A 22,613-nucleotide genomic window follows, 5' to 3' on the forward strand; every position below is an offset into this window, starting at 1 on the left:
ACTTATTGTTTTCTATGCGCCAAAACTATCGGAGGTTGGCCATTAAAAGGGTTATGCATTCTGCCAATGGTTTTTGCACCCATAGCCGATGCCCTAAAAACCGAGCGGTCTCCATAACGGGTGCGTACATGATCCATCGCCTTGTACAGGTTCAATGCCTCCTCAGTGTCGTCAAAAAGATTGATCTGATAATTGCCCGACACCAAATGACTAAAACGAATTCCTACCAAGCGCACCAACATACGTTTGTTGTACAACGAATCAAATAAACCCATAATCTTAGGAATAAGAATATGGTCTGCACTCGTATAGGGAATACGCATTTGTTTAGAATAGGTGTTAAAATCTGAATACCTGATCTTAACCGCGATACATGCCGTAAGCTTTTCTCCACGGCGTAATTGAAAAGCCAGATTTTCTGCCATTGCCAATAGAATACCACGAAGTTTTATTACATCTATCGTATCACGGTCAAACGTACGCTCATTTGAAATGGACTTTCGCTCATGAAACGGAATTACCGGGGTATTATCCAATCCATTTGCTCTTTTCCAAATAATCCCTCCATTAGCTCCAAGGACTCTTTTCATAATATCCACCGGCATCTCTTGTATGGTCTTTACTTGTCGAATACCAAGATTTCGAAGCGTTTGATAAGTCTTATCACCTACCATGGGTATTTTTTTTACGGAAAGAGGCGCCAAAAACGGTTTCTCATAACCAAAGTCTATCTTTAACTGATTATTGGGTTTGGCCTCATTAGTAGCCACTTTAGACACTACTTTATTTACCGAAAGTCCAAAAGATATGGGCAACCCGGTTTCTTGTATAATTTTTTGGCGCAGCTCAGAGGCATATTTATAACTACCGAAAAAGCGGTCCATTCCAGAGAGGTCGGCATAAAATTCATCAATACTCGATTTTTCAAATACAGGCACTGCCTCTTTTATAATCTCGGTAACATCGTCAGAAAATCTACTGTAAGTACCTGCATTTCCCTTAATGACCCTAGCTTCAGGACATAGTTCCCTTGCCATTCTCATGGGCATGCCCGAATGAATACCATAACCTCTGGTTTCATAACTACAGGCAGCTACGACACCTCTGTCGGTAATACCACCTACCAATAATGGCACGTTCTGTAGCTCGGAGTTTAGCCTGCGTTCCACGGATACAAAAAAAGTATCCAAATCCAAATGTAAAATGGTCTTGTTCACTATTTCAAAAAAGGATAGCTAATTTATGGATTATTTCCTATTTTATGGATTTTTTCCAATAATATGTGATTAAAAAACATCAATACCAATCTAAAAATTTTTGATTTTAGCATTAAGCACTAGTCTGGTGAAGACACCTCTAGTCTCGAGATTGAAAAATTTCCCGAGTCATCCTTTGACACTACCTCAATCTCATAATCAGTATTTAACGTAAAAGAGATAGGGGCGATTTCGGACGTAGTCAAATCGACAGATTCAAAAATCAATTCATTTTCTTCAAGGATTTTAATATCATAGGTCAAAGGGTCACCGTCCTCGTCACTACCCCCCCCAGGAAACGATTATCTCTGATGTGGCCTCATCAAACACAACCATAATCTCAGCAGTGTAAGGAGCAAAATTTCCTATCGGGGTACCTGGAGTGGTAAAAGAGTAGCTATCTCCTGCGGTCTGGCCATCTTCATTTACGGATGTCACTGACCAAGAGTAAGTCTTACCGCGATCCAATTCTACATTAGCGCTTAAGCTGTTAAACGAATTATTGAAAACCTGATTGTTACCCTCTAAAAACGGCCAACAAATAACTATCGGCAAACTGGGTGGCATTCCAAGTAAACAAGATCGATACTTTAGAATCATCGCTAACTACCTCCTCGTAATCGGAACAGGGTTCTCCATTGGCCGACAATGTACCAATAGCTTTAGCTGGAGGTGTTTCAATGAATCCTTACGTTGATTAAAGAACTTAGTTTTCTTTAAGGTAAATTCGATTTCTTGCTCAGCATCTATTTGGACATCGAAAACGGTCTTAACGAAGTAACTTACTCAATCCATTCTTTCATTGGAATATACTTAAACTATATAATTTTTCTTACTTAATTTGTAAATTAAAAGTTATATATGTAGGAATTAAGCTAAAAAAACAATACTTTAGAAGTAATGTAATACTATGTTATGTTAAAACAGTGTCAGTATTTCGGTTGTACACTAACCTACTAGATAGCTAATTGTTCATTATGCCCAACGCACTCTTTTTTTTGCTAAAAAAATTTCTTCAAAAAGAAAACTACAAAATGAATTTTGAGGAATTGGAGTTTCAGTTGTTGAGTCACCCCTCATTTCCAAGTTTACATTCGATTACTAGCGTTTTTGATCATTTTAATATTGACAATGTTGCCCTGGTAGTTCCAAAAAATAAGGAAACCATAGGGCTACTACCCACCTTCTTTCTCAGTACGGTTTCACCTGGGAATGAATACGTCATCGTTTCAAAAAAAGACAATGGCATAAGCTTGTTTTTTGAAGAAGGGGGTACAAAAAGTTTGAGCATACAGGAGTTTTTGGAGGTTTGGAGTGGATATGTTGTCAGTATCGAGAAAGCTGCGGAAGAAGGCTATTCTGATAATAGCGCCCAACCCTTAAAGCGAACCCTAGCCCAAGCAGTAATTGTTGTTTTGCTATTGGGTGTATTTTTTATGTTAAAGCCCAATGGGTTTCAGTCCGCACATTTCGCACTTTCTATAATTGGTCTGGCCATTAGCATCCTTATTATCAAACATGAATTAGGTTATGCTTCCCCCGTTATTGATCAACTTTGTGATGGCAAAAAATCTACAAGTTGTGATGATGTTTTGGATTCGAAAGGCGCCACCATTCTTAATCTGTTTAAGCTAAGTGATATTGCTGTGGTTTACTTTCTGGGCTTGGCACTAACTTGGATCACCAATTTGGCTTTCGGATTTGATACCGCAGTTATCGAAGTGCTTAGTGTGGTAGCATTGCCCTTTACCTTTTATTCCATCTACTATCAGTATGCCGTAGTTAAAAAATGGTGTCCACTTTGTTTGGCCATAGTAACCACCCTCTGGTTCCAAAGTGCTAGCCTGCTTTTAGAAAGTTCATTGTTCTCTGAAGTTGGATTCAGCATTTCCAATATAGCAATTTTAGTAGCCAGCTTTGTAACATCGGCAGCCATATGGATGCTTTTAAGGCCGCTGCTTGAAGCACAAAAAAGCCTAAAAGAACTTACCATGACCCACTATAAATTCAAGAGAAATTTTGAATTGTTTCAATCCGCCCTTCAGAAAGCAGATCGATTGCAAACTTCGATACTTGAAATCAACGGGCATGAAATAGTGCTGGGAAATAAAAAAGCAAAGCTGGAAATTGTTTTGGTTACCAACCCATTATGTTTTTACTGTAGGGCCGCCCATGCAGATTTTGAGACGGTCTTAAAAAATAAGGCCAAGGATATTAAGCTTACCCTACGGTTTAATGGGGGTGCAGAACATAAAGACAGTGTAGTATATAAGGTAACCAGTAGGTTATTGGAGCTATACCATACGGAATCGGAAGATCGCTTAGCAACCGCTATGCACGAAGCCTTTGATGATGATGCTGATTTTGATGCCTGGATCGATAAATGGGGCGGGGTACACAGCTCTATTTATGACGGCATCCTTGAAATGGAAGATCGCTGGTGCCAAGAAAATGCCGTTCATTTTACGCCATCTGTATTTATAAACGGATATCTATTTCCAAAAGAATACGATAGGACCGATCTCACCTTTTTTATCGACGATTTATCGGAGATGATCGAAAAAGAAAACAGGAAACAACCATTAAAAATAAACAAACCTGCTGCCAAATACGAAAGTTGAATTTAGTAAAGCAGGACACAAACCCTGAGTGTCTTAAAATGTTCAGGGAATAATAAATTTAAATTATACTATTATGAAAAATTTAATGGATTTAGAAGGCGTAGTTGTCTTGGACAAAGGGCAGCTTAAAGCTGTTAACGGTGCTAGTCAAGCATTTTGTGGATGTTGGATTGTTAAGCCGCACTGTCCTGGCATTCCTACATCTCAAGGTTGCATGCCCTGTTAATTCAATATTGAACAGGAACGGATCATCCCAAATTTTGGGGTGGTCCTTTTTTATCAGCCATGTCAAAATTTCCGTTCTACAAACAGGCAAATCTAAAGGACTGCGGTCCTACATGCCTAAAAATTATAGCGAAGTATTTTGGCAAAAAAACCCCAATCCAATATTTAAGGAAATTGGCTGAAACCACCAGAGCGGGCAGCGACCTTTTGGGTTTAAGCGAAGCAGCTGAGAAATTGGGCTTTCATACCCTTGGCATTCAATTGGATTTTGAGAAACTGTTGGAGGCACCCTTACCTTGCATTCTTCATTGGAACAAAGAACATTTTGTGGTCCTCTACAAGATTAAAAACGACAATATATTCATTTCGGACCCTGGGCACGGATTGCTAAAATATACCTTGCCGGAATTCCTGAAGTTATGGATTGGAAATAATTCAAATACTACAACAAAAGAAGGCATTGCCCTATTGGTGCAACCGACCCCGAGATTTTATGCGCATACGGAAGAAGTTGAGCATGAAGAAAAATTTGATTTTCGGTTCATCTCCAAATACCTTTTGAAATACAAGCAATTCATTCTCCAGCTGGTCATTGGCTTGGTGGCGGGTAGTTTGCTACAGTTGATCGTCCCTTTCCTTACACAGAGCATTGTTGATGTTGGTATCCAAAATCAAGACCTTAATTTCATACTGCTAATCTTGGCGGCGCAGTTGTTTCTCTTTGCTGGCCGAACGGCACTCGATGTCATACGGGGTTGGATCCTTTTGCACCTGAGTACGCGTATCAATGTTTCTTTGATTTCCGATTTTTTTATCAAATTGATGAACCTACCCATGTCCTTTTTTGATGCGAAAGTAACCGGGGATCTTCTGCAACGCATTAACGATCATAAGCGTATCGAAAAAATATTGACAACCTCTTCCTTAAGCGTACTGTTTTCAATGGTGAACTTTATCATTTTCGGATTCGTGCTCGCTTACTACAACCTACAGATTTTTGGCGTCTTTCTTTTGGGGAGCATCCTATATTTTGTTTGGATCATCTATTTCCTAAGAAGAAGAAGGGAGCTTGACTACAAACTTTTTTCCGAGGTGAGCGAAGAGCAGAGCAAGGTAATTGAATTGATCAGTGGTATGCAAGAGATAAAACTACACAATGCCGAGCGCCGCATGCGATGGAATTGGGAGTACGTTCAGGCGCGTCTTTTTAAGGTAGAAATGAAAAGCCTAGCATTGGAACAGTCGCAAAGTGTGGGTTCTTCGTTTATTAATGAATTAAAAAACATCTTGATTACCGTTTTGTCCGCCAAACTGGTCATAGATGGGGAGATTACTTTGGGGATGATGGTGGCCATATCGTATATCGTAGGGCAATTGAATGCGCCCATTGCACAAATGATCAATTTTTTCAAGGATGCACAAGATGCCAAGATTTCCATAGATCGCTTGGGTGAAATCCACAATTTGGAGGTCGAAGAGAAGGTCTCCGATCATAAAATTACTCGTTTGCCGGAAAGTGCCGATTTTGAGTTGACCAACGTTTCTTTTAGGTATGTTGGCGGATTGGATCTTGTCATAAAGAACCTCAATCTGATAATTCCTGCCAACAAGGTAACGGCCATTGTAGGTGTTAGTGGAAGTGGAAAAACGACCCTGATGAAGTTGTTATTGCGTTTTTACGAGCTGGAACAGGGCAAAATAAAGATTGGGGAATTGAACATTACGGACATTTCACAGCATACATGGCGTGAGCATTGTGGGGTAGTCATGCAGGAAGGCTATATTTTTAATGATACCATTGCCCGGAACATTGCGGTTGGAATCGACCTGATCGATGAAGAAAAATTAAGACATGCCATTGCCGTGGCCCATATAGGAGATTATGTGAATAACCTACCTCTTGGGGTCAATACTAAAATTGGTTTGGAAGGAACAGGGCTTAGTACAGGTCAAAAACAGCGGTTGTTGATTGCAAGGGCGGTTTATAAAAATCCCATATGCCTGTTTTTTGACGAGGCAACTTCGGCCCTTGATGCCAATAATGAACGGGTCATCATGCAAAACTTGGAGACTTTTTTTACAAACAAAACCGTGGTGGTTATAGCCCACCGATTGAGTACAGTAAAGAATGCCCATCAAATTGTAGTACTTGATCAAGGAAAAATCATTGAGATTGGTAGCCACAAGGAGCTTACGGCCCTTAAAGGCAACTATTATAATCTTGTAAAAAACCAGTTGGAATTAGGAAATTAATATGCCTGGAAATCAACATATGGATAAGCGTGAAATTCGACTCCGCAGTGAGGCGATACAAGAATTAATGGGCCGTGTTCCCCACTGGATGGTTCGTTGGGGAAATTCATTGATTTTAATCCTGATAGTGGGGGTGCTTGTGATTTCGTACGTTATAAAATATCCAAATTCCATTACGGCCAAGGTTCTGGTAACAACCACTAATCCCACTCAAAATATGTATGCCCCAATAACGGGAAATTTAGCTGAGGTGAATGTAAAAGATGGCCAAATGGTAGAAGAGAATGCGCTATTAACAACATTTAGCAATAACGAAACCGATAAATCCATTAGGGCGTCCAATACCGGTCAAGTACATTTTGTTGATTTTTGGAAAACCGGGATGCCTGTTAAAAAAGGGGAGCTACTATTCAGGATCGTCCCAACGGATTATGGTGCCTACATAGGGCGGTTGGAGCTTCCCCATCATTTAAAAATGAAGATTGACGAAGGGGATCAAGTGCGGATCCGCATTGCTAAAGATCAATTGATGGAATTTGAAATGCTAGAAGGGGTGGTTCAAAATATCACAGCGATAGCAAACGAAAAAGGTGCTTTTCAAGTTGAAATTGCAATAGGTGACGCATTGGTTTCTGAGAGCGGTAAAAAAATTGACTATCAGCTTGGTATGTCTGGTACAGCGGATATAATTACCGAAGACTTAAGGCTGATCGAGCGCTTTTTCTATCGATTGAAAGACATATTTAATGATTGATGTTCATTTGGGTTATATTTAGACTTTTACTTTTTAGTCTACCTTTTTTGACAATCACCAAGAAGAAAAACCGACCGATTTTTAATCGAACAGTTCAATCGATAGATTTCGTAGTAATTGGTTTCAGCAGAGTTCCTTGGGTTATTCTATATGTTAAATTTATGCTAAAAGGTGAGTCTAAAAAAGATCTCTTTGACAGGCCTTTGATATAGCACGCTTTGAAAAAAAGTTCGAGTCCCGTCCATCATAGAGCATTGTTTTATCAATAAATACTCTTAAATGCACCCATTTAATAGTATTGTTAAAACCTAGTGATTGTTGTACCTATATTGTACCAAAATAAAAAGCCGAGACATCAAATCTCAGCTTTCTTTTTAAGTACTCGAGGTGGGAATATCCGTTTCATACCAAATGAAACCATATGAATACAAATGACTGTAAATCAGTTATTTAAAATGTTAAAAATTTGGTTTGCTTTCCCTTTATTTCCTATTTTTAGATGAAAACCGTCACTAAACCGTCACTTTTATGTCTGTACAATTAAGAAGTAGGAAGCTAAAATCAGGAGTAAAAAGTTTGTATTTGGATATACATCACAATGGAGAGCGATGGCGGGAATTTCTCAAAATTAGATTGTCGCCAAAAGATGCTGACCGAATTGAAAAGAAAAGGTTAGCGGATAAAATAAGGGCAAATCGAGAATTGGAAATACTTTCTGATGAAACAGGTCATGTACCACAGCATTTAAAAAATCAGAACTTCTATTTATTTGCGGAACACTTCATTAAGACGTACAAGTTTAAAGACGTTCGAATCGTTGCTAGTGCAGTTGAAAAATTTAAACTGGCAATAGATAACCCAAGGTTAAAAATTTCTCAAGTTACCCCTTCCCTAATGGAAGTTTATAAGGACTATTTAATACATGACGCAGGACTTGCAGGAGAAACGGCTCACAACTACTTTACAAGGTTCAAGAAAGTTCTAAGGTCGGCCAAAATTCAAGGGTATTTAAAAACCATGCCTACGGAGGATATTCGGTTTTCGAACCCCAATAAGGATGATACATTAAGGAAACAGGTGCTTGATGGAGAAGAATTACAGAAACTGGCCAATACACGTTGTGGCAATTCAGAAGTGAAGAAAGCCTTCTTGTTCGCCTGCTATACTTCGTTAGGTTTTGCCGAAATCAGGGAATTAACATGGGGCAACATCAATAAAAGTCGTTTGATTACACATAGAAAAAAGACAGGCGAATTGATTAATAATCGATTGAACCCGACCGCTCTTGCTATACTGGGTACACCTAAAAAAAAGGACGATTTTGTTTTTAACGTTCAAGACCTTAGTGTTAACGGTCTCAACAAAACAATCGGTTATTGGGTTCAGCGGGCGGAAATCAATAAACATATTACTTTCTACTGTGCCAGACATACATTTGCCTGTTTGTTGCTTATGAATGGTTCAAACCTAAAAACGGTGGCCGACGCAATGGGCCACAGCTCTACCAAAAGCACGTTAAAATATTTAAACTTCATCAACAAGCTGCAAGACGAGGCCATTGACAACCTTCCAACTTTAAAGATTGCTTAATTAATAGCCCCTATTGAGCGTGGGAAAATAAGGGCATGGAGCGTTTTTTCGCGCTCCATGCGGTTATGCGCGGTGCCGAGGATGTTGGAAAACCGTAGGTTTTTTAACTTCCGCAGGAACATGGACTTATATGGGATAAAAGCTCTTTTTTATTTCAGTAGTATTATGTCAAGTTTTTTGCGCAAAAAACTTGACTTGTTGGCCTTTTAGATTTTTTGGAAGAAGGTATTGATGGGACACTTTACGATTAAAATAATCATTTAATGCTATAGTCCCTGTAACTTGCGAGTGGTAAAGACACTCGCAAGTTACAGGGACTAATGAAACAACACAACAAAAGTTATCAGCACTTATTAAAATATGTCCAGTTTTTTAATAAATAAACTGGACATTTTAAATACCTTTGTGTAAATAGTTTCCAATGAAAACCTCTGAATACATTGAAGATAAGATTAATAAATTATCCAAAGGATATGTGTTTACCTATATGGATTTTATGAACGAGGTGACTAGAAGGGAAGCCATTATTAAGCATTTAAATAGAATGGCTGCTTCCGGTAAGATAAACAAACTATCCAAAGGTAAATATTTCAAACCGCAAGAAACGGTATTCGGTACTTTATTACCAGACCAATACCAAATTGTAAAAGACTTGTTGGAGGAAAATGGAAAACTTGTCGGTTATATTACAGGGTATAGCGTTTATAATTCTCTGGGGCTTACTACACAAGTGAGTAGCACGATACAGATAGGCAAACGGGAGATACGGCCTTCGTTTAAAAGAGGTCGTTTTAGGATTTCGTTCATCAAACAAAAGAATACGATCAATAAAGAAAACATTCCGCTATTGCGATTGTTGGATGCCATACGTTACATTAAGAAAATACCCGATACCACCGCTGAAAAAAGCTGTACTCGATTAATGGCATTGTTGCGCGAATTGAAAACTAGCGAACAGATTAAACTTGTAAAATTAGCTTTTAAGTATTCTCCTGCAACCAGAGCTTTGTTAGGTGCATTGTTAAGCGAGATCAGTTGCAAGGCAGAGAATGGACTAAGAGACCTTCAAGATAGTTTAAACCCGATAACGGTTTATAATCTCAATATTTCTGAAAAGGTGTTGTCAAATGCGAAATACTGGAATATCAAATGAAGCTGCACGAGAACGAACCACTTTTCAGGCAAGCGGTACAAGCAACCGCACAGCGTATGGGAATTTTAGATATCTATATCGAAAAGGACTATTGGGTATGCTATGCACTAAAACTCATTTATGATAGTGCCAACAAAGATGAAGTCATATTTAAGGGAGGTACAGCCTTATCCAAGTGTTATACATTTATCGAACGTTTTTCCGAGGATATTGACTTGGTCGTATTGCGCAGGGAAGAAGAGACAGGGAACCAACTAAAGACGAAGCTTAAAAAAATTACTCAGGAAATAACTGCGCCATTCGTAGAGGTAGAAATGGAAGGGATTACCAACAAATTGGGAATGATTCGAAAGATAGCCTATAACTATCCCAAAATTTTCAAAGGAAATTACGGACAGGTACGGGATGCCATTATCATAGAAGCAACATGGCTAGGCTATTTTGAACCGTACACTAAAAGAACTCTGAATACCTATATCTATGATATGATCAATGCCACCGATCAAACCACACTGGCGGAAGAATATAATCTATTACCCTTTGAAGCACTTGTACTGGATTCGCGAAGAACACTCTGTGAAAAAATAATGAGTTTGGTTCGCTTTTCATATACCGAAACTCCAATAAATGACCTGAATAATAAAATCAGGCATGTGTATGATATTCATCAACTATTGAAAGACAAAACTGTTCAACAGTTTTTCAATTCGGATGCTTTTGATACGATGCTCCTAAAGGTAGCCCATGACGATGTACAAAGTTTTAAGAACAACAACGACTGGTTAAAGTACCACCCAAAAGAAGCATTGATTTTCAAAGAACCTGAAGAAACGTGGAATCAACTTAAAGACACCTATCAGAATGAATTTAAGTTTTTGGTTTTTGGGGAGTTGCCCGATGAAGAAAGTGTATTAAATACTATTCTAAAAATATCCACTCAATTGGCTAGTATAACTTGGACGATAGTACCATCTGAGTAATAGTAGGGATAATTCTAATCACAAAAAATACAATTTATATTAAAAATTATATACAATAAAAATTAATTATTATATATTTGCTTTATGAAAGCAAATATTTTGAATATGACCCACAATCCAAAAAGACCCCATGTAAAAAGAAAGCTAGCAACTAAAGAAGGTGTTGAATACGACCTTTCAGAGTATTTGTCCAAGCTATTCAAGGCATTTTCAGGAGCAGTTAGAATGTTTGAAGAGGAAATAGTTAAAACGCCCCCACAATCTAGGGCTAGAGCTTTTGAAGCTTCGTTACTTAATTCCAAAATGATTCAATCTATTCAAGAGCATTTTCCTAAAAATTGGAAGTTTGGGAAATATAAAAGATTCCTTTTGAACCTAGAAGGATATACCGTTCTATTCAAAAAACTGAATAATAAAAATATGCCGATGAATATTAAGACTTCGCACACGTTGGCAATTTCAAACCAAATGCAAACATCGCTATTTGACAACGAAAGTATTTCCGTAGACCCAATTTTGTTTTTTGGATATAGAAAAGATAAAACAGGTCGTATATTTGACCCAAAATTGGTATACATTGATGAGAACAAGATTCAGTGGACACTTACCAATGTAAATGAAGAAGTTACTGTTACACCTAGTCTTATTACTCCAAAAGTAGAAAAAGCTGTTCCGGTACTAAAAGATGGTTTAAAGAAAGACAAAAAAACCTCTTAAAACATATTCCCAACTATATGACAATTTAATTATAGATGCGCTTTAATCACAAACAAATAACCTTTGCTCGAGAGTACAGAGGTTATTCTCAATCCGACCTAGCTTCTAAAATATCTGGGCTTTCGCAGCCTAACTTATCAAAACACGAGAAAGGCTTTGATGTCTTGTCGGAAGATATGGTCATCAAGGTAATAGATTATCTAGGCTTTCCTAAAGATTGGTTATTTAAGAATATTTCTAATTTTTCAGAAAACACGCATTACAGAAAACGAGCAACTTTAACCAAGCGGGACAAAACGTCTATTGAACTTGGAAATCGTTTGATAGGTCATTTGATAGATCAAATGTCAGACTCTTTGGAGTGGCCCGAATTTAAGCACGTCCCTTTGGATATTCAAGAAGGTCATACTCCTAAAAGCATTGCTCAACACGCTAGAAAAATGCTAGGTCTTAATAATGGTGTTCCCGTGACAAATATCTTTTCTTTATTAGAATCGAAAGGTATTGTGGTGGTCGAAATAAACGCCCATGTTAAATTTGATGGTGTTTCGTTTATAACGGACGGGGGAACTCCTGTTATAATAATCAACAAAGGTTTTAGTAATGACCGAAAACGTAGGACGCTGGCTCATGAATATGGGCATATATTAATGCATTGCTATTTCGCAATACCTTCACATAGAACTGAAAAGGTAAGAGAACAAGAGGTTGAAGAATTTACCTCTGAATTTCTTATGCCTGAAAAACATATTGGTCCTATGATAAGAAATTTGCGTATTGGTGATTTAGCAGAACTAAAAAGATATTGGCTTACTTCAATGTCATCAATTGTTAGAAGTGCAAAAGAATTGGGCTTTATCAATAATGACCGATATGTTTATTTTAATATAGAACTAAGTCGAGGAGGTAGAAGTGATGATAAGTTAAGTGTGTTTATAGATGAGCCAAACTTGTTTGCAGAAGCATATAATATTCATAAAAAATCTTTGGGTTACTCTAAGGAAGAATTAGCAACTGCTTTTAATTTGCCAGTCGATATTGTCGAAAAATTTCTAGAACCGAATACTTTTAGAATAATAAAATAAATAGACTCCGCTTTAATTTATTAAGTTATTTGGTAGGGCAACGGAATTTTGACCCCCAAATCTTACCTCAAAACTTTGCGCATGGATCCTGTCCGGTTTTTGTAGTGATTCCAGCAGATTAGCGTAAAGCAAAAACCGGATAGGGCGCACCTTACTTTTTGCTTTGGGGTTCTCGCCATTCTTGATAGAGTGCGCTGGCCTCCGGGCTGGCCTTGAAGAAAGCCCTGAAATGCCCGACCGCTTTTTCTTCTCCCTGTCCATAAGCTTCTTGCTCAATTTTAGAAATTCGAGAAACCTTATAAACGGAAAAGCCCAATACCAGAATAATACAGGTAAATAGCCCACAAAATAGCTTTATCACCCATTTCGGAGTGGTCATTGACTTTTTAATGTAGTAGACCACGTTCGCCATCAGTTTGTGTTGGTCTTGAATTGTTCTCTTCTGGTCGTCATTGTACCGCCTTAAGATAAAGTCAATGTCTTTCGTGTCGGGCTTGATTTTGTAGTTCATCAAAAAAGCTTGCATCTCTTCCAAGCGACTGACCGAGTTTTCAAATTCTTTGATTTCTTCGGTTATCAATTCTGCTATCTCTTCTAATTTTGCCATAATTTTATATTTCCATTCCTAATCCTATTGTTTTTTTAACGGCTATCTTGATTGCTTTTTGCGCGATGCTCGCTGCCAAGTTGGGCGATAAGCCAACAGTGTTTCCTAGCATTGAAAGGGTGTTCTCCTTTGCTATTTTTTGAGCCATATTTTTATCAAACCCGATTCGCTCTGCTATGCGTCCCATTGACATGGAACGGTGTACTTCACTTCCCTTTAGATTTTGACCTTGATATTCAAAGCGGAAGCCTCGTAACTGATTCGATTTGTTGATGCTTGGAATAACCTTTACATTATTTTGTTTCATGTATTTGATGTACTGGTCAAAATCCTTGGGCTTCATTTCGGCAACAACCTTTTCATGCATTTGCTTTATTTCTTGGCGTATATTCTTCACTTCATTTAGTTTTTCTTGTTGCACTTCCCTGACCGTGGTCAATCCCATTTGTTTGGCAACCTTTTCGGCGGCCTGTTGGCTCCGTTTTCCGATATAGTTGTCCTTGTAAGCCTTACCATCAAAACCGATGCGGTTAACATATAAATGGATATGCCGATGACTTTTATCCTGATGTACAAAAGCGATTGCCTGTCGTTCTTGTAGTTTCATTTCCTTTATGAATCCTTCTGTGATTTCTTTCAGTTCTTTTTCTTTTAATTCCTGTCCATCTTTAATAGTAGGACTAAGCACGAAACTCAAGGTGTTCTTTTTGCATCGGTGGTTTTGTGTTTGTATGATTTTGAATTCCTGTGTTAGCTCTATGGGATTGTCCCCTGCCAGATGTTCGCGATAGACCACCTTGGCATCTTTCTCCTCGTTCCATCCGTAACCCATGGAAGCTCCTGTATGTGATATGGATTTTCCCATGCCTATCATTTCTTGAAATTGTAAAGATGTTTTCGAATTTCATTTGCCAAATGCACGACTTCATCGGCCAATTTCGGATTGCGTTTTCGGTACATATTCCCGATACGCTTAAAGTTGACCTGATACTGAACCAACAATTTGTAGACATCGATTTGTTCATCGGAAAACCGTTCGACAATTCTATGGTCGAAGGCGGCACGCCGACAATATTCACTTATGGAAAGTCCGCTCTTTTTAGCCTTGATTTTGAGCAGTTTCTTCTCATAAATGGAACATCGAAATTGTACAAATTCCTTTTTCACCTGTGGTTTTATTTAATTTTTTAAATCAAATTATCCTTTGCTAAATCATATATCGAAAACTCAATTAACAGTTCCTACCCTTTTGCGACCAACGGGAGCAAAAGCAAGATTTGTCATGACAATGACACATCTTGAATTCTCACTCAGACGCATTTTTACAGCTATCTTCCGTTTTCTTTATTTCTCCGTATCCACATCTCATTTATATCTTTGTAATCTTCATATAAATTGGATTTATCGATGCATCCTTTATGGTTTTGCATCAACCATTCCGTAGCTTCATTTCCTGCTTTATCATTATCCAAATAAAGCTTAACATCCTTGAAAAATTCTATATGTCTAATTGCCTTTTTAAGAAAGGAAAGCGAGTTAAAAATGAGAAAGGACATCTTATCGTGATAGAAGTTCGTGACCGTTAAAAAATCGAACATTCCCTCCGTTACCACCAATTGATTACCTCTGTTTGACACATATGTAATGTCCTTTGAGGAGGAGGAACTCTTATAGTACCTATTACGAAGTTCCCAACCACCGGAATCGTTTAGTAGTCCAATACCGAAGTAATGGTTTCCTTTACGAGAGTAATGGACTTCTTTACAATATTTATTGGCAGTTTCCAGCGTTATGTTCCGTTCCTTTATATAAACTTTCAGGCCGTAGTGCCAAATAGGGCGGGCACTTTTGATAATGAGATCATCATTCTTAGGTGGCTCAAAAGGTTGCGGGTGAAAAGAAAAAGAGGGCGGTATGTCAGAAAGAAAGTCAAGCGCATCCAGCAAACGGCAATCGTAAAGCCGGATGACCAAATCGAGGGTGTTCCCACCAAAGCCCGACCCGTGGTCGAACCAAAGGTTCTTGATTTTCGAAACCTTGAAAGAGGCATGGGTCTCTGGCCGGAACGGGCTTAGAAACCAAGCATCTTTCTTCGTTTCCCTGCGGGGAAAGTGCCCTGCCTTTGCCATCGTTTTCACGATGCAGATGGCACGGGCTTTTTGCCAGCTTATTTCTTCTCCTTTCATCTGCGCTTGTTTTTAAAGGTATAGTTGAGAGCTTCGGTCTCGATTTCCGAATTTGACTTCCTGCTATTCTGAAGAAGCCACGCATTGAGTTTGGCCTTTTCAAAGAACAGCATCTTGCCATTAGGTTTGGAGTGTGGGATATTTCCAGAAGCCGTCAATTTGTACAGATAGCTTCTAGATATTCCTGTGTAGTCACAAGTTTCCTCGAAAGTGAGTACTTCCTTATTGGCTATTAAAAGCCGTTCCAAACGATCAAGTCGTTCAAGGATTAAAAAATTGTCCATTGGTTTCCTTTTTTAGGTTACGAAATGAACAAAAGCGCTTTTGTTTTCTTTTGAAGAATTCTTGGGATAAAGGTAAAATAAAGGAAGGTGCAACCCTTGATATCTAAAATTTATTTATTCACAAAAATCTGATATACAGTTACTTATATTAAATGAGTTTAAATGAAACCATATGAAATATGGTATTTTAGATTTGGTTTCAAATGGAATCAAATGGTTTCATTTGATTTTTGTCAAAAATGGGCGCTTTTTGAGTTATTAACAATTTAAGACAGCTAATTACTAAAGTTTCAGTTTAAAAAAGGTCAAATATCTTCTTTTAGTAGAAGTCAATTACATAATTATTTTTTGAAGAAACTTTACATTATAATGTTGAATGCTGTCATATAAAAGGTTCTTTTTACAGCACTCGTCAAAACACAGGTAACTCCCCGTGAATGGTGTCGCAGCTTCTCATAGTGTGCTATACACCTTGCATATTGTTGGCTTTTCGTTATTTCTGTTTAGACAAAACCCCTAATTGTTCACCCATTAACATATGAATATAAGAGTTCCCATCTTCTTGCATTGGAGCGTCCAAAGTGAATGAAACACCATCTTGAAAAATCATTATAAAATCAGAACCACCGAATGCAAAATGCCCAAGCAAATCACCTTTTTTTACAATTGTTCCAAGAGTAATATTTTCTTCAAAATTGACTGAACCGACAACTCCCATACCGATAGGGATTAAAGCGACCAGTCCATATTCCGCAGTTTCCAATATAACACATCCTCTTGTCTCAACAGATTGCCATCCCGTTTTAGCACTTGGATTAAATGCATACCTATTGTTTTCCTTATCCCACCACAGTTGACCCCCTGTTGGATTGGCACCTTGAATTATTCGGGCTTCTTTTATTGTTCCACCTAATGGAAAGTGATATCTGTGATAGTCGTTTACATTTAAAAAGGAATGCGTAAATGTGCCGTTTGCAAATGCGTCTTTATACTGGCTGTCATCGCCGATGAGTTTTGATATAGATTTGAGAGTAGCAGACTTTACAGGAACCCCCTCTTTTTCTATCAAGTTGGAGGTACTATCTATTGCCCATACACCCTGTGGTTCTGAGTCTGCAAATGATACCACCACAGAATCTAAACCTGGACTTGCAACGGGCCGCATATCAGGAGATTTCAAGTGTCTGGCAAAGAATTGATTGAAAGTCTTCCAGTTTGAGGGATTTTCATACCAACCATTTTGTAGACCGAAATTAGGGTCGTTTAAAGCCATTTGATAATATTCTTCATTCCAGGAATCTTCAGTGTCCAAGTAAACACCCCATGATTTGCTGAAAGTGACCAACCATTTGGCAAATGGTTCATAATACTGCAATGAGTTATTCACTAATCCTTTACCCTCCAATTCTGGAAGTGGTTGATCGATTAAAAAATAGAAGGCACAGAGTCCCTGGAATATATTATCAAATATTTCAGGATATTCTTCCTTTTTAACAATTGCCCAAGGCATTGTTGTTTCCGTCCATGTAACAAACTCGTAATATTCTGCAAGGTTCTGAGCTGGGTTCGTATTTCTGTCGGGATTTATCTCTTTTGCTTTCTGCAGAGAAGATTCAAGCATTAACTTAAGTTCTGGATTATTGTCTAAAAGAGTGATTAGTTCTTTTGTTGCTTCACCATATTCAATAGTTTTTTGAGGAGAATCACAGGAGAAAACACTAATAATGGTCAATAGTGTAAGCAAGAGATTTCTATAATATTTCATTTTAATTGTGTTTTGTGTTGGTTATGATGAAGCACATCGGCTTTTATTTTTAATTCCCATTCAACTGTTTTTCATATTCCTCCGCATCGTACTTCCCGATTGATTTTTGGACGAGTCCTTGGTCATTCATAGTCCATTCTTCAAATCCGCTGAAATCCACTTTATTTCCAGTTCCGTTTGGTCCAGAATTAGTTCCTTTAAAAGTCCAATAATATCTATAAGTCTCATTTCCCTTGGTTAGGCTGTCCATAGTTAATTCCAAATCAGGAAATGCCTCCATATATGAGTTCGCCGTTTCTGCCAATTGTTTTCTTCCGACTGCTGGTGTTCCTTTATTCACAGTTAAAGTTCCGTCCTCTGCATAAAATGAAGCCATTTTTTCTGGCACTTTACTGTTCCAAGCATCGGTATATTTTTGTCCGAATTCGACCATTTTATCCAATTCCGACTTATCAGATTTATGTACTTCAAGTTCAATTTCAACCATAAATTCTGGTAATGCCAATCCTTTTACTTCAAGCCATGAACCAGTTGGAAATCCATTTTTATAAATTTCAGCTCGATATGCCGATTTTTCCAACATCTGTGCCATATCAGTTGTGAAAATATCTTCTTTTACCACATCGTCAAATGAGCAACCAAAGTGTTTTAATATTTTCTCCAAATCAGCATAACAGTTTTTCATCTGCTGTTCGATATCGCCAACCGCGGTTGGGTTGCCTTCATCGTCCATACTTACTGCTCCTGAAATTTTAATGCTATTTCCAATTTTCACGGCATGGGAATATCCGAAAGCCTTTTCCACTTCTGGCCGTAACAGAAAATATTCAGGTTTTTCAGATTCCACGATTACTTCTTTTTCAATTTCTTTCGTTTCTTCCTTTTGTTTTTCCTCACAACTTTGCAGTCCAAAAGTTAATGTGCAAAGGGTTGCCAGTAAAGCCAGTCGGTTGGTCTTTGTTTTCATAATTTAGATTATTTAGTGCCTACTTTAGCGGGTTATAGGTTGTCTCGATTATTTTTTTGTGTTTTCACCGATAGCTCAAAAAGACAGCAGTTAGGTTTTCTGCTTGGGAAATCCCAACAAGATTATTTGGCTTCGAAATCCAGCCAGTTTAAAGATATAGGTTTTTATTTTTTCCACAGGACAAAGTGAAATTTTAGCCTTCTTTGTTTTTACATTCTTTATTTTTTAACAATTCAATAGGTTCTTGCATTTCCTTCTTTAAATTAGACAAGTGCTGTTTCTGTCGAATCAGCATTCCTATATAAATAACAAGGTTATCCTGAAACTTTAAGAATATGGGATGATTAGGGTCATTCGTCCAGTTATTTTTTGGTAAAAGTTCAATATGTTCTCTATCGAGCTCTCGCTCCAGATAATCAATGTCTTGCAACCCAAATTCACTCATAAACTCAAAATCACTCATTCTGTCAATAATGACATTCCTGTTTTCTTGAAGTAGATTTAAAATATTGTTCAAAAACGTACTATGCTGAATAAGTCTGTTTTTAAGCCTTAAATCAGTTAACAGTTTTAACTGACCTGAAGAGGTTATATCTTCAAAAGCAATATTGCTGGGAACAAAAACATCTTGTCTTATTGCAACTACATGTTTATTCAGTATAAGACTTCTATCATTTGGTATGTTATTTAAATCTGACATCAGCTCTTTGCTGAGCTTTATCTTATTCGTTATACGTGCAGAAGTTTCATCAATTAATTTTTCATTTAACTCAAAGTCGTCTAAAATTCTACAGTAGTAATCAGCTTCTGCGATTTTATTTTTTCGATTTTCGTTCCAATTATTGATTTGAAGTGCAATCAAAATACCGATGACCACTAAAATGATTTCGCCTAAGGCGTAGAGCAGGTACTTCGAAAACTTATTTTCAGAAAGTTGTTTTTGGCGGATTTTTCTAAAGAATTTTATCATCATTCAAAGTTTTCCCCTCTTGGGAGGGGATTAAGGGGTGGGTTTTAATCTATCTATTTGGTTTTTGATTTCCGACAGAGCCCAACCCAGGTTATTCTTTAATCTCGGAAGCTAAAACTTCAAGAATATAATCGATTCGCTTTAGCAATGTTTGACTTTCTTGATGGGTAAAGGTATTTAAGTTCAAGCTCCATGTAATTACACCTTCAAGTTTTGCGTCCAAAAGCAGTTCTTCTTTACTTACTTTGCTGATTTTTGATTTTCCAGGTATTGGATTAAGGGTTTCTGTAGTCTCTAACAGGTTTGAGCCTGCTTTTTGCCAAAAACTATGACCGTAATTGCGTGTAATGCCTATTTCATTGATGTAATTCGAAAATTGCAATTCCCAATATCTTAAAAAAATTTGCTCCACCTCTTGTAGCTGGATCACATCGGTACTCCAATTGATAAGTAGCTCCTTTAACTCTTCACTTTTAATGATTTCAATATTTCCCGAACGCACCAAATCATTTTGAATCGGGTCAAATGTTGTTGGAATAATACTTCCAAGATAGGCGAATATACTATCTAATTCCGCCTTTTCTGGTTCGTTATAGAAAGTGAGCAAACGACTACATTTTTTATTTATGTCCCTTTTGCTTCCGGTCTTTTCTAGAAGTTGTGCCCGGTTTGATGTAAACTCTTTTCTTAACCTTTTTAAAATCTCCTGCTCTTTGACCTTGTCTTTCCGTTGCTCGTTCCAAGTATTTATTTGTAAGGCAATCAAAATTCCAATAACTACTAAAATGATTTCGCCAATGGCGTAGAGCAGGTATTTACTGAATTTGTTTTCAGAAAGAAGTTTTTGACGGATTTTTCTAAAGAATTTGATCATTGGTTAATGGTTTGATATAATACAGGATAGATTGTTTTGGGTTCGTTATTTTTCATCTAAATACTGAATCAAACTTTCCCTTAATGCTATGCCTTCTTGAAGCAATTCACTGTGAGTAGAATATAATGGTAGCAATAGCGCTTGTCTGGCGGTAGTTTTATTTACAAATTCTTTTACCCGATTAGACGCTATAGATTCATAAAAAAATGAATTGTCAAAAGCATCTACTTCCATTTTTGCGAAATCTGGCAAAACGTTTTGAAACACTGAATTATAATCCAAAATATCACTCATGCCAACGCCTAAACCGTATATTGTATTAAGATTGGATTCCTGATAGTCGAGTACATTTGAAACATTATCATAATAGGATAGAATTCTAGTTTTAATGGAATCGTTTAAGATATACGTCAACTTGCCTGAAAATTGTATTTGATTAAAAATGATTTGATTAGGTTTTAAACTAGATACGAATGCAGCCTGGTAAATTTTTTGTTTTAGCAAGGGTTTGTTTCTTCGTATGGAATCATTCTTCAAGGCGCTCAATAGTATTCGATTGGCATCTATGTTAATGCTATCTTGTTTCGTCACGGTTGTTAAACTCTCAATGTCATCTTCAATATTTTGTATTAAACCCGTAATAAGTATTTTTTCTTCTTTTTTTATTTTCTGATTTTCACTCCAAGTATTGATTTGAAGGGCAATTAGAATACCAATAACCACTAAAAAAATTTCACCAATGCCGTAAAGGAGGTATTTACTGAAACGGTTTTCAGCGAGTAGTTTTTGACGGATTTTTCTAAAGAATTTTATCATTATTGTAGTTCACTTTTTATTTTAACACGAATCTTTTCGTAATCTTTGAGTAACCTTTTTGCTTCTCTTTCGGTTTGATTGGTCAGGATTATTTTTGTGGCCACTAAATTTTCAAAGTAAGCATTTGAAAGCATCTTGCCGTTGTTCGATTGAAAATTACTTTTCTTTTGCTCAAGATTCTCTGTAATGCCCGGCACAATAAATAAGTTGTTTAATATCTGTGTTTTATCCATTAAGAAGGGAAGCGAATTATTATCAATAAATTTCATGGTTTGGTCAGTTGCCCAACTATATCGATTTTCAGTTGCCAACAATTCTGAAATCATAAACTGTAATTCTGAACTTTGAATTAAGGCAATGTTTCCCGTGCTGATTAGTGTATTTCTTACCGTTCTTTTTGGTCTAAAAAATTCGCCGTTCAATAGCTCTAATATGGTATTTGGAAATGGGGCTCCTATAGTTGAAATGATACTACTGTCAATATGAATATACGGAAGTATACGTTCTAGGCTTTCGGTGGTTTTTAGGTGACTTGCGATAGTTTCTTCCAAGCGATCAATATTATCGTCTATTTCAGAAGATAATTTTAATAACAATTGTTGTTCCTTTTTAAGATTCTGAGTATGGGTGTTCCAGTTGTTAATTCCCAGCGCAATTAAAATCCCAATAACAACAAGAATAATTTCGCCAAATGCATATATCAGGTACTTGCTGAACTTATTCTCAGAAAGTAATTTTTGCCTGATTTTTCTAAAAAATTTAATCATACTGAGTTTCAATAAGTATTTTATCAATCAATAGGTCTAATTCGATCATTAGGTTTTTATTATCTACAATCCAGTATAAAAATTCGTCAGTATTGTTTTCGAATTCAATTTCTTTAAAAATTTGAAATTTATCCACCTTCAGGGTTGATTTTTCTTGCCAATTTAATGGGCTATAGGCATCCATATCTTTAAAGGGATATCTTTCTGATAAATAGGGCCAAATCTCGTTATCTAATTTTGCGGTAAACCTTGTTGTTCTATCTGTCAATGCCTTCATCGTTCGTCCCCAATTATATATTGAATTAACCAATTCCTTATTCTGGAGCAATTCCAAACGTCCCGACTGTATGAGACCAGAAATAGTATTTTCTGAGGGTCTGAATATAGGAGGATCAAAGGCATAAAAAAGTAAACTGTCGACATTTTGCCTTTTAATATAAGCTTCGTCTTTGCCTATCATTTTCATTAATTGTCTAAGGGCTGCCTCACATTGTTCAGCTTCTTTAATTCTTATTTTTGCACTGGTTTTGTTTTGCAAATATTCAATATGAATGTTCTTTACAATGGATTGTTCTTCAAGTTGCTGGATTCGTTTTTGGTTCCAATTATTGATTTGAAGTGCAATGAGAATACCGATGACCACCAAAATGATTTCGCCTACGGCATACAGAAGATACTTAGAGAATTTGTTCTCGGAAAGCAGTTTTTGACGGATTTTACGGAAGAATTTAATCATTTGGATT

At 37.1% G+C, this 22,613-nt stretch carries 22 protein-coding genes; 8 read left to right on the forward strand and 14 right to left on the reverse strand.

Annotation, left to right across the window (positions count from 1 at the left end; translation table 11 throughout):
* Positions 1–2: 2 nt before the first annotated feature.
* Positions 3–1,217 carry a DNA polymerase Y family protein gene (locus tag ACFSQJ_RS10580; RefSeq protein WP_377766915.1) on the reverse strand — a complete coding sequence of 405 codons (1,215 nt, stop codon included), beginning with the start codon at positions 1,215–1,217 and terminating at the stop codon, positions 3–5.
* A 321-nt stretch (positions 1,218–1,538) separates the two neighbouring features.
* Entirely contained in the window at positions 1,539–1,823 is a 285-nt protein-coding gene (locus ACFSQJ_RS10585) for a hypothetical protein (protein WP_377766916.1), read from the reverse strand.
* Positions 1,824–2,290: 467 nt separating this feature from the next.
* Between ACFSQJ_RS10585 and ACFSQJ_RS10590 the strand changes: the two genes are divergently transcribed.
* The 8 genes from ACFSQJ_RS10590 to ACFSQJ_RS10625 all read left to right on the forward strand — a co-directional run bounded on the left by ACFSQJ_RS10590 (position 2,291) and on the right by ACFSQJ_RS10625 (position 12,634).
* Positions 2,291–3,877 carry a vitamin K epoxide reductase family protein gene (locus ACFSQJ_RS10590; RefSeq protein WP_377766917.1) on the forward strand — a complete coding sequence of 529 codons (1,587 nt, stop codon included), beginning with the start codon at positions 2,291–2,293 and terminating at the stop codon, positions 3,875–3,877.
* 285 nt (positions 3,878–4,162) lie between these two features.
* On the forward strand, positions 4,163–6,355 hold the full coding sequence (locus ACFSQJ_RS10595) for a peptidase domain-containing ABC transporter (protein WP_377766918.1): 2,193 nt from the start codon (positions 4,163–4,165) through the stop codon (positions 6,353–6,355).
* A 19-nt stretch (positions 6,356–6,374) separates the two neighbouring features.
* Positions 6,375–7,109 (forward strand): HlyD family efflux transporter periplasmic adaptor subunit, encoded by a 735-nt coding sequence (locus ACFSQJ_RS10600; protein ID WP_377766919.1) that lies wholly within the window; start codon positions 6,375–6,377, stop codon positions 7,107–7,109.
* Positions 7,110–7,637: 528 nt separating this feature from the next.
* Positions 7,638–8,699: a tyrosine-type recombinase/integrase gene (locus ACFSQJ_RS10605; protein ID WP_377766920.1), complete on the forward strand. Its 1,062-nt coding sequence runs from the start codon at positions 7,638–7,640 to the stop codon at positions 8,697–8,699.
* Positions 8,700–9,120: 421 nt separating this feature from the next.
* Entirely contained in the window at positions 9,121–9,852 is a 732-nt protein-coding gene (locus ACFSQJ_RS10610; protein WP_377766921.1) for a DUF6088 family protein, read from the forward strand.
* A complete protein-coding gene (locus ACFSQJ_RS10615; protein WP_377766922.1) occupies positions 9,849–10,832 on the forward strand; it encodes a nucleotidyl transferase AbiEii/AbiGii toxin family protein in 984 nt (327 codons plus the stop codon). The genes ACFSQJ_RS10610 and ACFSQJ_RS10615 overlap by 4 nt, the downstream gene beginning before the upstream one ends.
* Before the next feature lie 84 nt (positions 10,833–10,916).
* On the forward strand, positions 10,917–11,549 hold the full coding sequence (locus tag ACFSQJ_RS10620) for a hypothetical protein (RefSeq protein ID WP_377766923.1): 633 nt from the start codon (positions 10,917–10,919) through the stop codon (positions 11,547–11,549).
* 35 nt (positions 11,550–11,584) lie between these two features.
* Positions 11,585–12,634 carry a helix-turn-helix domain-containing protein gene (locus ACFSQJ_RS10625; RefSeq protein WP_377766924.1) on the forward strand — a complete coding sequence of 350 codons (1,050 nt, stop codon included), beginning with the start codon at positions 11,585–11,587 and terminating at the stop codon, positions 12,632–12,634.
* A 151-nt stretch (positions 12,635–12,785) separates the two neighbouring features.
* On the opposite strand, the gene ACFSQJ_RS10630 is transcribed toward ACFSQJ_RS10625, so the two are convergent.
* The 12 genes from ACFSQJ_RS10630 to ACFSQJ_RS10685 all read right to left on the reverse strand — a co-directional run bounded on the left by ACFSQJ_RS10630 (position 12,786) and on the right by ACFSQJ_RS10685 (position 22,606).
* The gene (locus ACFSQJ_RS10630; protein ID WP_377766925.1) at positions 12,786–13,241 is read right to left on the reverse strand and encodes a DUF6730 family protein; all 456 of its coding nucleotides are present in this window, start codon (positions 13,239–13,241) and stop codon (positions 12,786–12,788) included.
* A 4-nt stretch (positions 13,242–13,245) separates the two neighbouring features.
* Positions 13,246–14,106 (reverse strand): relaxase/mobilization nuclease domain-containing protein, encoded by an 861-nt coding sequence (locus ACFSQJ_RS10635; protein ID WP_377766926.1) that lies wholly within the window; start codon positions 14,104–14,106, stop codon positions 13,246–13,248.
* Positions 14,107–14,111: 5 nt separating this feature from the next.
* Entirely contained in the window at positions 14,112–14,408 is a 297-nt protein-coding gene (gene mbpA / locus ACFSQJ_RS10640) for a mobilization protein MbpA (RefSeq protein ID WP_377766927.1), read from the reverse strand.
* Between the two features lie 161 nt (positions 14,409–14,569).
* Positions 14,570–15,427, reverse strand: a complete 858-nt coding sequence (locus ACFSQJ_RS10645) for a toprim domain-containing protein (protein ID WP_377766928.1) — start codon at positions 15,425–15,427, stop codon at positions 14,570–14,572.
* Positions 15,424–15,711 carry a helix-turn-helix transcriptional regulator gene (locus ACFSQJ_RS10650; RefSeq protein ID WP_377766929.1) on the reverse strand — a complete coding sequence of 96 codons (288 nt, stop codon included), beginning with the start codon at positions 15,709–15,711 and terminating at the stop codon, positions 15,424–15,426. Before ACFSQJ_RS10650 ends, ACFSQJ_RS10645 begins: the two co-directional genes overlap by 4 nt.
* A gap of 493 nt (positions 15,712–16,204) precedes the next feature.
* Positions 16,205–17,476, reverse strand: coding sequence for a phosphatidylserine decarboxylase (locus ACFSQJ_RS10655; RefSeq protein WP_377766930.1), 1,272 nt, complete (start codon positions 17,474–17,476; stop codon positions 16,205–16,207).
* 49 nt (positions 17,477–17,525) lie between these two features.
* Positions 17,526–18,443 carry a Rid family hydrolase gene (locus ACFSQJ_RS10660; RefSeq protein WP_377766931.1) on the reverse strand — a complete coding sequence of 306 codons (918 nt, stop codon included), beginning with the start codon at positions 18,441–18,443 and terminating at the stop codon, positions 17,526–17,528.
* 193 nt (positions 18,444–18,636) lie between these two features.
* Positions 18,637–19,413: a DUF6090 family protein gene (locus ACFSQJ_RS10665; protein ID WP_449257570.1), complete on the reverse strand. Its 777-nt coding sequence runs from the start codon at positions 19,411–19,413 to the stop codon at positions 18,637–18,639.
* Positions 19,414–19,504: 91 nt separating this feature from the next.
* Complete coding sequence (locus tag ACFSQJ_RS10670; protein ID WP_377766933.1) at positions 19,505–20,287, reverse strand: DUF6090 family protein; 783 nt, start codon at positions 20,285–20,287, stop codon at positions 19,505–19,507.
* A 45-nt stretch (positions 20,288–20,332) separates the two neighbouring features.
* Positions 20,333–21,103 carry a hypothetical protein gene (locus ACFSQJ_RS10675; protein ID WP_377766934.1) on the reverse strand — a complete coding sequence of 257 codons (771 nt, stop codon included), beginning with the start codon at positions 21,101–21,103 and terminating at the stop codon, positions 20,333–20,335.
* On the reverse strand, positions 21,103–21,870 hold the full coding sequence (locus ACFSQJ_RS10680; RefSeq protein WP_377766935.1) for a DUF6090 family protein: 768 nt from the start codon (positions 21,868–21,870) through the stop codon (positions 21,103–21,105). Before ACFSQJ_RS10680 ends, ACFSQJ_RS10675 begins: the two co-directional genes overlap by 1 nt.
* Positions 21,863–22,606 (reverse strand): DUF6090 family protein, encoded by a 744-nt coding sequence (locus tag ACFSQJ_RS10685; RefSeq protein WP_377766936.1) that lies wholly within the window; start codon positions 22,604–22,606, stop codon positions 21,863–21,865. The genes ACFSQJ_RS10680 and ACFSQJ_RS10685 overlap by 8 nt, the downstream gene beginning before the upstream one ends.
* Positions 22,607–22,613: the final 7 nt, after the last annotated feature.

It is taken from the genome of Croceitalea marina, assembly GCF_042684265.1.
GTDB classification, from domain to species: Bacteria; Bacteroidota; Bacteroidia; order Flavobacteriales; family Flavobacteriaceae; genus Croceitalea; species Croceitalea marina.